Origin of the sequence: Streptomyces sp. NPDC005266 (assembly GCF_040607655.1) — a bacterium.
Classification (GTDB): Bacteria; Actinomycetota; Actinomycetes; order Streptomycetales; family Streptomycetaceae; genus Streptomyces.
This window is the reverse complement of sequence record NZ_JBEXHC010000012.1, coordinates 84,681-97,811: the sequence shown is the minus strand read 5'-3', so window position 1 is coordinate 97,811 and position 13,131 is coordinate 84,681. Positions and strand designations below refer to the sequence as shown.

Below are 13,131 nucleotides of genomic sequence, written 5' to 3'. Positions count from 1 at the left end.
GCGGAAACGGAGGAGAGCCTGCGACGGATAAGCCGATGGTAGAGCGGATCCGGCACGGGGTGACAGCGAGTTTCGCGAATTGCTCCCGCCCCGGTGAAACTGTCTACCTGCCCCTGACAGCGCCTGCTGAATCCTCAGACACCCAAGGGAAGTTGGACGACCAGCAGCTTTCCGGCCATGGTGACGCCGCCGTCCATGGCCACCGCGAGATTGTCCGCGTAGACGTGCGGGCCCTCGACCGCTGGGGCCCCACCGTCCTCGCCGTCCTCGGAGCCGACTTCGCCCAGCAGATACGGGATGGGGCTGTGGCCGTGGACGATGCGCTCTCCGCCGTAGGCGTCGAGCAATTCGCGGACCGCCAGCGGCCCGGAGTCCTCGTCGCGGAAGGCGAAGCGCTTGGTCAATTTGCGGAACAGATCCCAGCACTCGTCGGCGTCGGCGCGCTGCAGGGTTTCGGTCACGGTGTCGTTGACGGCCTCGATCGAGTCGCCGTACTCCAGATAGGCGGTGGTGTCGGAGTGCACGAGCAGATGCCCGTCCTCCTCGGCCATCGCGTCCAGCCGTGACATCCACTGCAGATGATGGTCCTCCAGCCGCTCCATGTCGGTGCGCTGGCCGCCGTTGAGCAGCCAGGCGGCCTGGAAGGAGGCGGTGCCGGCGCCGGAGTTGACCGGTGTGTCGCCGAACCGCTTGGCGCCGATCAGCAGCAGTTCGTGGTTGCCCATCAGCGCCTTGCAGTAGCCGCCCGCGGCGGCGGCCTCGGCGGAGAGCTGCATGACGAGGTCGATGACGCCGATGCCGTCCGGGCCGCGGTCGGTGAAGTCGCCGAGGAACCAGAGCCGGGCGTTGCCCGCGGACCAATTGCCCTTGGCGTCGATGAGCCCCTGGGCCGCGAGCGCCTCGCGCAGCTCCTCGTAGTAGCCGTGGACGTCGCCCACCACGTACAGCGGGCCGGGGCCCTCGCCCTCGGCGAGCGGCCCGTGCTCGGGCTCGGGCTCGGGAACCGGGGTGAGCGCGACGGTCGCGCGGTCCTGTGGGGGGACGAGCGGGGTGTCCGGGACGGTGTGGCCCGGGCCCATGACGGGGAGTCGTTCGGTCGGGGTGTAGCCGGGGGGCAGGGGCTCGGGCACGGTCGGGACGGGCTCGGGCCCGGGCCCGGCGGGCGCGGGTGGCTCGGGCGTCGGCGGCAGGGACGAGGGCGCGGGGGTGCCGGCCGGGGTGGACGCCCCGTACGTGGGCACGGGCGGGATCGCCGCCATGGTCCCTGCCGTGGCTTCCAGACCGGCCCCCTGAGTCATCGACCCCTCCACCATCGCGCCGCCGTGCCACCTTGTGGACCTTGCCTGGTCGACGGCGGTCCACGGTGTCGTCCGCCCATCATAGGAATGACCGTGAGGGCTTGTGACGCACCAGGGTGCCGTCAATCCGTGCGTGGTCCTGCTTGGACGGTCTTTTATCCCGGATTGGCCCGGAAGGGGAAGCCCATCGGCTTCAGGTCCTCCTCCGGTCATCCTTGACTCACTCTCAGGGTCAGCCTCCGGTGCGGCTGCGCGGGGCGCTGACCGTCGTCCGCGGCGGACGGCGCTGGGACGACGTCCGCACCATCAATTCGGTGGGTATGACCTGCTCGACCGGGTGGTCGGGGTCAAGCCCCTCGATGGCGTCGATGAGCAACTGTACGACCGCGGTGCCGATCCTGCGGGGTTTGAGCGAGAGGGTGGTGATGGGCGGCTCGGTGGTGCGGTAGACCGTCGACTCGCTGCAGCACACCAGCAGCAGGTCCTCGGGGACCCGCAGCCTGTAGCGGCGCGCGGCGGCGAGCAGATCCGTGCCGTTGGGGTCGAAGAGCCCGTAGACCGCGTCGGGGCGGTCGGGGCGGGCGAGCAACCGGTCGGCGGCGACGGCCCCGGCGCAGGGGTCGTGCGCCGGGTACGCCTCGTAGACCGGATCCTGGCCCACCATCTCGCACCAGCGCAGATACGCGGTGGTGGACAGCCGGGTGTAGGTGTCGGTGGAGGTCCCGGTGAGCAGCCCGATGCGGCGGGCGCCGGCCTCGGCGAGATGGTCGAGCAGGCCGAGCACGGCCGCCTCGTGATCGTTGTCGACCCAGGCGGTGACGGGGAGGGTGCCGGCCGGGCGGCCGTCGCTGACCACCGGGATGCCCTGGCGGAGCAGCTCTGCCACGACCGGATCGTGATCGGACGGGTCGATGACGACGGTGCCGTCCAGGGCGACGTTTGACCACACGTCGTGACGGGAGGTGGCGGGGAGGATGACGAGGGCGTAGCCGCGGGCGAGCGCGGCGGAGGTCGCGGCGCGCGCCATTTCGGCGAAATAGGCGAACTCGGTGAAGGTGAAAGGTTCATCCCCGTACGTGGTCACGGTCAGGCCGATGAGGCCGGACTTGCCGGTACGGAGGGTACGGGCCGCTGCGGATGGGCGGTAGCCCAGCCGCTCGGCGACCTCGCGGACATGGCGGCGGGTGGCATCCGGGAGCCGTCCCTTGCCGTTGAGCGCGTCGGAGACGGTCGTGATGGAGACCCCGGCGGCGGCGGCCACGTCCCGGATGCCCGCCCGCCCTAACCGGCGGCCGGCCGACCGGCTCACCTGGTGCTTCCCTGCTGCTGTCATGGCCAGCCGATAGTAGGGCTCGGGCGGGCGGTCTGCGCGATTCCGCCATCGGTATTCGGAAGGCACGTTTCTGCATGAACGCTCTCGCCAATTCCCTTGGAAGCGAAGACAGTTGGCGGGCCCAAAGGGGCCTCTTCTCGCCTCTGTCATATCCACGCCTGCTGATTGGTCGAGGTCTCGAAGAGGTCTCAACTCACCTGCACGGGTGATGCGCGCCACGGCGCTCGCCACCGGCGCGCGCCAAAACGCGGGGCGCTCCCCCCGGGGGGTACGCGGGCTCGGGCGGCGGGTAAGCGGGCCGTCCCGGCGGGTACGCCAGGCCGGGGAATCCTCATAAGGTGTGCAGTATTGCCGTGTGCGACCACTGCGCACGGTAGGACGGGAAGGGTCGAGGAGGACTGTCGGTGACCGAGAAGAGCCCCAAGCTGCGTGCCGCGCTGGACGGCGTTCCGACGTACAAGCCCGGCAAGCCCGCCGCCGCGGGCGGCCCCACGGCCTTCAAGCTGTCCTCCAACGAGAACCCCTATCCGCCGCTGGCCGGGGTGCTGGAGACCGTCGCGAACGCCGCCGCCTCCTTCAACCGCTACCCCGACCTCGCCTGCACCGCGCTGATCGCCGAGCTCGCCCGCCGCTTCGATGTGCCGCTGGAGCATCTGGCCACCGGAACCGGCTCGGTCGGCGTCGCCCAGCAGCTGGTCCAGTCCACGGCCGGACCGGGCGACGAGGTGATCTACGCCTGGAGGTCCTTCGAGGCATATCCGATCATCACTCAGATCGCCGGGGCGACGCCGGTCCAGATTCCGCTGACCGCTACCGAGACGCACGACCTGGACGCGATGGCGGACGCGATCACGGATCGCACCCGGCTGATTTTCGTCTGTAATCCCAACAACCCGACGAGCACCGTGGTGCGCCGGGCGGAGCTGGAGCGGTTCCTGGACCGGGTGCCGGCCGATGTGCTGGTGGTGCTGGACGAGGCGTACATCGAGTTCATCCGGGACGAGGCGGTCCCCAATGGGATCGACCTCTACCGGGACCGGCCGAACGTCTGTGTGCTGCGCACCTTCTCCAAGGCGTACGGCCTGGCCGGGCTGCGGGTCGGCTTCGCGATCGCCCATGAGCCGGTCGCGGCGGCGCTGCGCAAGACCGCGGTGCCCTTCGGCGTCAGCCGGCTCGCCCAGGACGCGGCGGTCGCCTCGCTACGCAGTGAGGATGCGCTGCGTGAGCGGGTGGACGCGCTGGTGGCCGAGCGGTCGCGGGTGTGGGCGGCGCTGACCGGGCAGGGCTGGACGGTCCCGGACTCGCAGGCGAACTTCGTGTGGCTGCGGCTCGGGGAGCGTACGGCCGACTTCGCCGCCGAGTGCGAGACGGCGGGCGTGGTGGTGCGTCCGTTCCCGGGTGAGGGAGTGCGCGTCACGGTCGGCGAGCGGGAGGCGAACGACATCTTCCTGGAGGTCGCCGAGGAGTTCCGCAAGGAGCTGTGAGCGCGCTGCGGCCGGAGCCCCCGGGCGCCGTCGGGGGCCCTGCGGGGGCGCTTGTCAAGGCGCGAAGGGTAACCAGACGTACCCCTTCGCCCCCTACCCCCCGTGGGCAGGGGGCGAAGGCATGTGCGTATCATTGCTTGTGAATGTGAATACGTTCACAAGCTCGCCTCCGGGGCGCAGGCAAGACCGTAAGGAGAGTTCACGTGAATCTGGCTCTGGCGCCGGAAACGCTGGCGCGGTGGCAGTTCGGAATCACGACCGTCTACCACTTCCTCTTCGTTCCGCTCACGATCTCTCTTGCCGCCATCACCGCCGGTCTGGAAACCGCCTGGGTCCGCACGGGCAAGGAGAAGTACTTCCACGCCACCAAGTTCTGGGGCAAGCTCTTCCTGATCAATATCGCGATGGGAGTCGTCACCGGCATCGTGCAGGAGTTCCAGTTCGGAATGAACTGGTCGGACTACTCCCGCTTCGTCGGTGATGTCTTCGGCGCCCCGCTCGCGATGGAGGCGCTGCTCGCCTTCTTCTTCGAGTCCACCTTCATCGGTCTGTGGATCTTCGGCTGGGACAAGCTGCCCAAGAAGATCCACTGTGCCTGCATCTGGATCGTGTCGCTCGGCACCATCCTGTCGTCGTACTTCATCCTGGCCGCCAACTCCTGGATGCAGCATCCGACCGGCTACACGATCGACAAGGCCACCGGAAAGGCCCAGCTCACCGACATATGGGCGGTGCTCACCCAGAACACCACCCTGGTCGTGGTCTTCCACACGCTCACTGCGGCCTTCCTCACCGGCGCCGCCTTCATCGTCGGCATCTCCTCCTTCCATCTGTGGCGGGCCAAGCGCCGGGCGGATCGCGGCGGGGAACTGGGCGAGCGGCGGAAGAAGCAGATCGGCGCGATGCGGGCCTCGCTGCGGGTGGGCCTGGTCGTCGCCGTGATCGCGGGGCTGGGGACCGCGATCAGCGGTGACCAGCTCGGCAAGGTGATGTTCGAACAGCAGCCGATGAAGATGGCAGCGGCGGAGGCGCTGTGGGACACCCAGGCGCCCGCGCCCTTCTCCGTCTTCGCCGTCGGAGACGTCAGCAAGGGCCACAACAGCGTCGAGCTGGAGATCCCCACGGCGCTGTCCTTCCTCGCGCACAGCAACTTCAGCGACGCCGTCCCCGGGATCAACGACGTCGCCCAGCAGGAGGCGGCCGCCTACGGCGGTCAGCCCGAGGACTACATCCCCAGCATCTTCATGACCTTCTGGGGCTTCCGGCTGATGATCGGCTTCGGTATGACCTCGTTCGTCGCCGGACTCATCGGGCTGTGGACGACGCGGCGCCGGCGATGGCTCGCGCCCGCCTTCCGCACCGGCGAGCACGAGGTCCCGCGGCTGATGGTCACCGCGCAGCGCGAGATGAGCCCCCTGCTCACCACGTGGTCCTGGCGGATCGGGATCCTCACCATGGGGTTCCCGCTGATCGCCAACTCCTTCGGCTGGATCTTCACCGAGATGGGTCGCCAGCCCTGGGTGGTCTACGGGCTGATGAAGACCGCCGACGCGGTCTCCCCCGGGGTCAGCCAGACCGAGGTGCTGATCTCGCTCGGCGTCTTCACCCTGCTGTACGGGGTGCTCGCGGTCATCGAGGTGCGGCTGCTGACCACGTACGCCAAGGCCGGGCCGGACACCGACGAGAAGCCGCCCGCCAAGGATCCCAAGCTGCGGCTGCCCTCGGGCGGCCCGGGCGGCGGGGCCTCGGCCGAGGACGCCGACGCCGACAAGCCGCTGACCTTCGCGTACTGACGGCCGGAGAGACTCATGCACCTTTACGACTTCTGGTTTCTGCTGATCGCCTTCCTGTGGACCGGCTACTTCTTCCTCGAAGGCTTCGACTTCGGTATCGGCGTGCTCACCAAGCTGCTCGCCCGTGACCGCACCGAGCGCCGGGTCCTCATCAACACCATCGGCCCGGTCTGGGACGGCAACGAGGTCTGGCTGATCACGGCGGGCGGCGCGACCTTCGCCGCCTTCCCCGACTGGTACGCGACGCTCTTCAGCGGCTTCTATCTGCCGCTGCTGGCCATCCTGGTCTGCCTCATCCTGCGTGGTGTCGCCTTCGAGTACCGGCACAAGCGCACCGAGGAGCGCTGGCAGCGCAACTGGGAGCACGCGATCTTCTGGTGCTCGCTGCTGCCCGCGTTCCTCTGGGGAGCGATCTTCGCCAACCTGGTGCGCGGGGTGCCGATCGGCGCCGACAAGAACTACGCGGGCGGCCTGAGCGATCTGATCACTCCCTACGCCCTGCTCGGCGGGGTGGTCACGCTGGTGCTGTTCACCTTCCACGGCGCCGTCTTCGCCGCGCTCAAGACGGCCGGGGACATCCGGATGCGGGCGCGGCGCTATGCGGCCTGGCTCGGTTTGGCCACTGCCGTGGTCGCCCTGCCGTTCCTGGGCTGGACCCAGTGGGACCGCGGCAACGCACGCAGCCTCGTGGCGATGGCCGTCGCGGTGGTGGCGCTGGCCGTGGCACTCGTCATGAACCAGCGGCGACGGGAGGGCTGGGCCTTCGCGCTGTCCGGAGTGGCCATCGCGGCGACGGTCGCGATGCTCTTCCTCGCGCTCTTTCCCGACGTCATGCCCTCCTCGCTCGACCCGCGGTGGAGTCTGACGGCGGCGAATGCCTCCTCCAGCCCCTACACGCTCAAGATCATGACCTGGGTCGCGGTCATCATGACCCCGCTGATCATGGGTTACCAGGCGTGGACGTACTGGGTCTTCCGCAAGCGGATCGGCACCCAGCACATCCCCGCGGCGCACTGAGCCCTTCGCTGGATGGTGTGTTTCACGTGAAACCAATCGACCCCCGGCTGCTGCGGCACGCCCGAGCGACCCGTTTCTTCCTGGTCGCGTCCGTGGCGCTGGGCCTGGCCGGGGCGGGGCTTGTCATCGCGCAGGCCATGGTGATCGCCGAGGTGGTGGTGGGCGCCTTCCAGCGGGGCGACGGGGTGGGCGCGCTGACGCTCCCCCTGGCGCTGCTGGCGCTCATCGCCGCCGGCCGGGCGGTCGTCTCCTGGCTCACCGAGCTGGCCGCGCACCGGGCGAGCGCGGCGGTCAAGTCGGAGCTGCGGCTGCGGCTGCTGGGGCGGGCGGTGCGACTGGGGCCGAGCTGGCTGGACTCCCAGCGGACCGGTGAGCTCACCACCCTCGCCACTCGCGGCATCGACGCGCTCGACGACTACTTCGCCCGCTATCTGCCGCAGCTCGGGCTGGCCGTGGTGGTGCCGGCGGCGGTGCTCGCCCGGATCGTCACCGCCGACTGGCTCTCGGCGCTGATCATCGTCACCACCCTGCCGCTCATTCCCCTCTTCATGGTCCTCATCGGCTGGGCCACCCAGTCCCGCATGGACCGCCAGTGGCGGTTGCTGTCCCGGCTGTCCGGACACTTCCTCGACGTCGTCGCCGGACTGCCCACGCTCAAGGTCTTCGGACGCGCCAAGGCCCAGGCGGAATCGATCCGCGCGATCACCGCCGGCTACCGGCGAGCCACCCTGAAGACCCTGCGGATCGCCTTTCTGTCCTCCTTCGCCCTGGAACTGCTCTCCACCGTCTCGGTCGCGCTGGTCGCGGTCGGCATCGGGATGCGGCTGGTGCGCGGGGAGCTGGATCTCTACACCGGCCTTGTGGTGCTGGTGCTCGCCCCCGAGGCGTATCTGCCGTTGCGGCAGGTGGGCGGGCAGTACCACGCGGCGGCGGAGGGGCTGGCCGCGGCGGACGAGGTGTTCGCCGTGCTGGAACGCGAGCCGTCGGGTGCGGGCGCCGAAGACGCCCCCGACGCGCGGGGCGCCGCGTTGGCGGTCGACGGACTGCTCGTCCGCCACCCCGGGCGCGCCGAACCGTCGCTCGCGGCGACCTCGTTCGAGGTCCGCCCGGGGGAGACGGTGGCGATCACCGGTCCCAGCGGCGCGGGAAAGACGACGCTGCTGAACGCCGTGCTGGGCTTCGCGGGGCCCTCCGAGGGCCGGGTGCTCATCGGGGGCCGGGACCTGGCGTCGCTCGACCCCGAGAGCTGGCGCCGTCAGATCGCCTGGGTGCCCCAGCGCCCGTATCTCTTCGCCGGGACCATCGCGGAGAACGTCCGGCTCGCGCGGCCGGACGCCGATGACGCTGCGGTACGGGCCGCCCTGCGCGACGCGGGCGCGCTCGGCTTCGTCTCCGGTCTGCCGGAGGGGGACCGGACCCGGCTCGGCGAGATGGGCGCGGGCCTGTCCGCCGGCCAGCGGCAGCGGATCGCCCTGGCACGCGCCTTCCTGGCCGACCGTCCGGTGCTGCTGCTGGACGAGCCGACGGCAAACCTGGACGGCGAGACGGAGGCGGAGGTCGTCGAGGCGGTACGGCGGCTGGCGGCGGGCCGCACGGTCCTGCTGGTCGTCCACCGCCCTGCGCTGCTGCCGTTGGCCGGCCGCGTGCTGCGGCTTTCGGGGCCCGGGCGCGTTCCCTCCCGGCCCGGCGCCGTCGGCGGCGTGCCCGCCGCGGCGGGCGTCGCATGCGGGGTTGCCGCCCCGTCGGCCGAGGTCCGGGAGGGGCCGGGGGACCGCGCGGTGCACCCGGCAGGGTCAGCCGCCTTTCCCGGGCCCACCGCCGGTGGTGACACGGCCGCCGTATCCGCCGTGTCGACGGCCGCCGACACGTGCGCCGACGCGCGCGCGTCCGCACCGGATCCGGCTGCTCGTGAGGGCGCGGGACCGCCCCAGGTGGACGGGGACAGCGCGGCGGCGGTAGCCGTTGCCGGGCCTGCGGCCCCGTCTGGCCGGGGCTTGGCGCAGTCACCGGACGGCTCGCACCCGGCGCCATGCCGTACCGACAACGGCCCCGCGGCGGGGCATGGGTCCGTGGCCGCTGTGCCGCAGGGGGCGGGGGTGTGCGGTGACCGGTCGGCAGCGGACGTTCCACGCCGTGGCCCGTCGGCTGGGGCGGATGAAGGGGCGAAGGGCGGCGCGCTTCCGGGTGTCGGCCGCGTGGCGCGCCTCCTCGGGCCGGCTGACTCTCCCCGGCCAAGCACCGGTAGGGGCGTGGCCGCCGTGCCGCGCGAGCCCCGGGCGGCCGAAACCGACCCGGGCGCGGGTCGGCGGGACGCGGCGTCCGGCCCCGGCGGGTGCGCGGGCCGGCCGGTCGGCGCGGCCTGCACCGTGGCGTCCGGCGCGCTCGCGCGCCCAGGGCGCGGCGCCCTGGCGCGGGTGCGGGCTACCGCTCGGGGGTGGCGGGGGCGGTTCGGGCTCGCGCTGCTGCTCGGGAGTTTCGCGCTCCTCAGCGCTGTCGGGCTCATGGCCGTCTCCGGATGGCTGATCTCGCGCGCCGCCCAGCAGCCGCCCGTCCTCTACCTGATGGTGGCCGTGACCGCGACCCGGGCGTTCGGGATCGGCCGGGCGGTTTTCCGCTACGCCGAGCGTCTCGTCTCGCACGACGCCGTACTGCGGGTCCTGGCCGATCTGCGGGTCGCCGTCTACCGGAGGCTGGAGCGGCTGGCCCCGGCGGGGCTCAAGGAGACGCGTCGCGGGGATCTGCTCTCCCGGCTGGTCGCCGATGTGGACGCCGTGCAGGACTACTTCCTGCGCTGGCTGCTGCCCGTCGGCACCGCACTGACGGTGGGCGCGGCCTCGGCCGGGTTCCTCGGGTGGGTGCTGCCGGAGGCGGGGGCCCTGCTGGCGGCGGGGCTGCTGGCGGCGGGGGTCGGGGTGCCGGTCGTCTCCGGGGCGCTCGCACGGCGCGCGGAGCGCCGGCTGGCCCCGGCGCGCGGTGCGCTGTCGGCCCAGGTGGTCGATCTGCTGACCGGCACCGCCGAGTTGACGGTCGCGGGCGCGCTGCCGCCCCGGCTGGACGCGGTGCGCCGCGCCGACGGGGCGCTCACCCGCATCGCCCGCCGGGCGGCGGCGGCCGCCGGTGCGGGTGCCGGGTTGTCCGCGCTGGTCTGCGGTCTGACGGTTGCCGCCGCCGCGTGGGCGGGCGTGCAGGCGGTGGCGGACGGCCGGATGCCCGGGGTGTGGCTGGCCGTCGTGGTACTGACGCCGCTGGCCGCCTTCGAGGCGGTCGCGGGGCTGCCGCTCGCGGTGCAGCACCGGCAGCGGGTGCGGCGGGCCGCGGAGCGGGTGTACGAGGTGGTGGACGAGCCGCTGCCGGTGCGTGAGCCGGAGGCGGCGCACCGCCTGGCGGCTCCCGAGTCGCCGTTCCCGCTCGTGCTGCGGGGGGTCACGGCTCGCCACCCGGGGCAGCGCAGCCCCGCTCTGGACGGGTTCGGGCTGGAGCTGCGTCCCGGCCGCCGGGTCGCCGTCGTCGGTCCATCCGGGGCGGGCAAGACCACGCTCGCGCAGGTGCTGCTCCGCTTTCTGGACGCCGAGGGCGGTACGTACACCCTGGCGGGCCGCGACGCCGCCGCCCTGGACGGGGACGCGGTGCGCCGGCTGGTGGGGCTCTGCGCGCAGGACGCGCATGTCTTCGACAGCTCGCTGCGCGAGAACCTGCGGCTGGCGCGTACCGACGCGGACGACGACGAGCTGCGCGCGGCGCTGGCCACGGCCCGGTTGCTGGAGTGGGTGGACGGGCTGCCGGACGGCCTCGACACGCTCGTCGGCGAGCAGGGCGCGCGGCTCTCCGGCGGTCAGCGGCAGCGGCTGGCGCTGGCCCGCGCGCTGCTGGCGGACTTTCCGGTGCTGGTGCTGGACGAGCCCGCGGAGCATCTGGACCTGCCGACGGCCGACGCGCTGACGGCCGATCTGCTCATCGCGACCCGGGGCCGTACGACCGTACTGATCACGCACCGGCTGGCCGGGCTGGACGCTGTCGACGAGGTGATCGTGCTCGACGGGGGCCGCGCCGTACAGCGCGGGACCTACCGGGAACTGGCCGAGGCCGACGGGCCGTTCCGGCGGATGCTGGAGCGGGAGGCCGCGGAGGGGGCAGTGCCGGGCCGCGCCGCGCCCGCCGCGCAGCCCGTGGGGAGCGAAGGCTGAGCGGATGCGGTGAAGTTCGCCGCTGATCCCTCGCCGTTCGGCCTGGCCGAGGGCTTGGACGCCGAGAAGGATCAGCACTTGACTTCGCCGTAACCGCTTAGGCCCAGGCCGGGCGAATCCGTCGTACGACGTTCATCGGGATGATTCATTACGCTCGGGGACATGGCGGCCGCTGCCCCCTCGCAGGACCCTCTGGATGCCGCCGCGGAGGAGACCCGCGGCCTGCGGGTGCTGTCCACCGAGCTCACCGCGCGGATGCCGCGGCTGCTGGAGGCCATGCGCTCCATCGGCACCGGTGCCGAGCTGCGCACGGTCCTCGACCGGATCGCCGAGACCGCCGCCGAGCTCGCGGGGGCTCGCTGTGCCGCGATCGGCGTGAACGACGCCGCGGGCCAGGGCTTGGCCGAGGTCGTGACGTACGGCGGGAGCGCGGCGGACCGAGAGCGCAGCGGTGCGCTGCTCGCCGCTCTGCCCAGCGGGGAGCGTCCGTCCGGACATCCGTCGGATCCTCCACAGCCGCGCTCGTTCCTGGCGGTGCCGATCCGGGTCGGGGAGGAGATCTTCGGCAATCTCTGTCTGGCCCAGAAGCGGGACGGCGGCGAGTTCACCGTCTCCGATCTGCACATGGTCACGGTGCTGGCCACGGAGGCCGGCATCGCCATCGGCAACACCCGCTCCCATGAGGCCACCCGGGAGCGCGAGCGCTGGATCGAGGGGTCGGTCGCGGTGACCCACGCGCTGCTGTCCGGCCACGCCGAGGACGCACCGGCCGTCGTCGCCGAGAAGGCCCGCCGGCTCGCCGGGGCGGAGGCGGCCATCGTGCTGCTGCCGGAGGACGGAGAACGGCTGACGATCGTGGCGGCGGACGCCGAGGACCCGTCCGAGCTGCTCGGCACGGCCGTCCCGGCAGACTCCCCCGCCGTGGCGCGGCTGCTGGCCGGGAAGCCGGTCTTCATCGACGACCCGGCCTCCGATCCGCGGCTGGCCACCGGCGTGCTCGGACCCTTCGGGCCGACCATGCTGCTGCCGCTGAACAGCGGGGAACGGGTGCTCGGCGTACTGGCCACCGCGCGCGGGCACGGCGCCCGCCCGTTCACGGCCACCGAGCGCACCCTGGCCACCCGGTTCGCGGCGCAGGCGGCGGTGGCGCTGGTGCTCGCCGAGGCGCAGCGCGACCGCGAGCGGCTCGCGGTCTTCGAGGAGCGCGACCGGATCGCCCGGGATCTGCACGACCTCGTCATCCAGCGGCTCTTCGCGACCGGGATGGTGCTGGAGAACGCACAGCGCCAGTCGGACGCGCCGGAGGTAAGGGAGGGGATCGAGCGGGCCGTCGAGGAGCTGGGCGCGACCATCCAGGAGGTGCGGACGGCCATTTTCGCACTGCGGGAGGGGCCGGCGGAGGCGCCGGCCGGGCTGCGCACCCGGGTGCTGCGGGAGGTCGGGTCGGCCGCCGTGCCGCTGGGCTTCCGGCCGTCGCTGACCTTTGTCGGGCCGGTGGACTCGCGCGTCGGCGAGGTGACCGGCGCGAATCTCATCGCGGCGCTGCGCGAGGCGCTGTCCAACGCCTTCCGGCACGCACGGGCGGGACGCATCGAGGTGGTCGTGGACTCGACCGTGCGACTCCCGGACGGGCAGGAGGGGGTGCGGCTGACGGTCGCGGACGACGGGGTGGGCATCCCGGCGGGCGGGCGGCGCAGCGGTCTGACGAACCTGGTGCGGCGGGCGGAGGTGCTGGGCGGATCGAGCGCCGTCGAGCCGGGGCTCGGGGAGGGCGGGGGCGGCACGGCGGTGGTGTGGGAGGCACCGCTGTAACGGCCGTCCGCGGTGGCGGGGCAGCATGCCGGGAGGTACCGCTGTGGACGCCCGCCTTCGTCGCCCGGCCGGCCCAACGCCTCACCTGCGCGGTCCAAGCAACGCCCCGTCAGCATGCGGGCCCCCTTGACCGACGGTGGGATGAGCCTCGCGGGCCGTTCGGTCGTTCGTATCCCATCGCACTCCGCGACAGCAGGTGGCCCGATCGCG

At 72.4% G+C, this 13,131-nt stretch carries 7 protein-coding genes; 5 read left to right on the top strand and 2 right to left on the bottom strand.

Annotation, left to right across the window (positions count from 1 at the left end; all coding sequences use genetic code 11):
- Positions 1-134 precede the first annotated feature (134 nt).
- The gene (locus ABZU99_RS21880; RefSeq protein WP_356046713.1) at positions 135-1,313 is read right to left on the bottom strand and encodes a metallophosphoesterase; all 1,179 of its coding nucleotides are present in this window, start codon (positions 1,311-1,313) and stop codon (positions 135-137) included.
- Positions 1,314-1,530: 217 nt separating this feature from the next.
- Positions 1,531-2,631, bottom strand: coding sequence for a LacI family DNA-binding transcriptional regulator (locus tag ABZU99_RS21875; protein ID WP_355943143.1), 1,101 nt, complete (start codon positions 2,629-2,631; stop codon positions 1,531-1,533).
- 404 nt (positions 2,632-3,035) lie between these two features.
- Here ABZU99_RS21875 and hisC point away from each other — a divergent pair, with 404 nt between their 5' ends.
- The 5 genes from hisC to ABZU99_RS21850 all read left to right on the top strand — a co-directional run bounded on the left by hisC (position 3,036) and on the right by ABZU99_RS21850 (position 12,921).
- The gene (hisC, locus tag ABZU99_RS21870; RefSeq protein WP_356046711.1) at positions 3,036-4,115 is read left to right on the top strand and encodes a histidinol-phosphate transaminase; all 1,080 of its coding nucleotides are present in this window, start codon (positions 3,036-3,038) and stop codon (positions 4,113-4,115) included.
- 203 nt (positions 4,116-4,318) lie between these two features.
- Positions 4,319-5,908: a cytochrome ubiquinol oxidase subunit I gene (locus tag ABZU99_RS21865; protein WP_356046709.1), complete on the top strand. Its 1,590-nt coding sequence runs from the start codon at positions 4,319-4,321 to the stop codon at positions 5,906-5,908.
- A 15-nt stretch (positions 5,909-5,923) separates the two neighbouring features.
- The gene (gene cydB, locus ABZU99_RS21860; protein WP_356046707.1) at positions 5,924-6,925 is read left to right on the top strand and encodes a cytochrome d ubiquinol oxidase subunit II; all 1,002 of its coding nucleotides are present in this window, start codon (positions 5,924-5,926) and stop codon (positions 6,923-6,925) included.
- 26 nt (positions 6,926-6,951) lie between these two features.
- Positions 6,952-11,109 carry a thiol reductant ABC exporter subunit CydD gene (gene cydD / locus ABZU99_RS21855; protein ID WP_356046705.1) on the top strand — a complete coding sequence of 1,386 codons (4,158 nt, stop codon included), beginning with the start codon at positions 6,952-6,954 and terminating at the stop codon, positions 11,107-11,109.
- A 162-nt stretch (positions 11,110-11,271) separates the two neighbouring features.
- The gene (locus tag ABZU99_RS21850; protein WP_356046703.1) at positions 11,272-12,921 is read left to right on the top strand and encodes a GAF domain-containing protein; all 1,650 of its coding nucleotides are present in this window, start codon (positions 11,272-11,274) and stop codon (positions 12,919-12,921) included.
- Positions 12,922-13,131: the final 210 nt, after the last annotated feature.

Bases quoted from the DNA above. Each gene is read 5' to 3' on its own strand.
- ABZU99_RS21880 (WP_356046713.1), bottom strand. From the start codon at position 1,313: ATGGTGGAGGGGTCGATGACTCAGGGGGCCGGTCTGGAAGCCACGGCA.
- cydB (WP_356046707.1), top strand. From the start codon at position 5,924: ATGCACCTTTACGACTTCTGGTTTCTGCTGATCGCCTTCCTGTGGACC.
- ABZU99_RS21875 (WP_355943143.1), bottom strand. From the start codon at position 2,631: ATGACAGCAGCAGGGAAGCACCAGGTGAGCCGGTCGGCCGGCCGCCGG.
- ABZU99_RS21850 (WP_356046703.1), top strand. From the start codon at position 11,272: ATGGCGGCCGCTGCCCCCTCGCAGGACCCTCTGGATGCCGCCGCGGAG.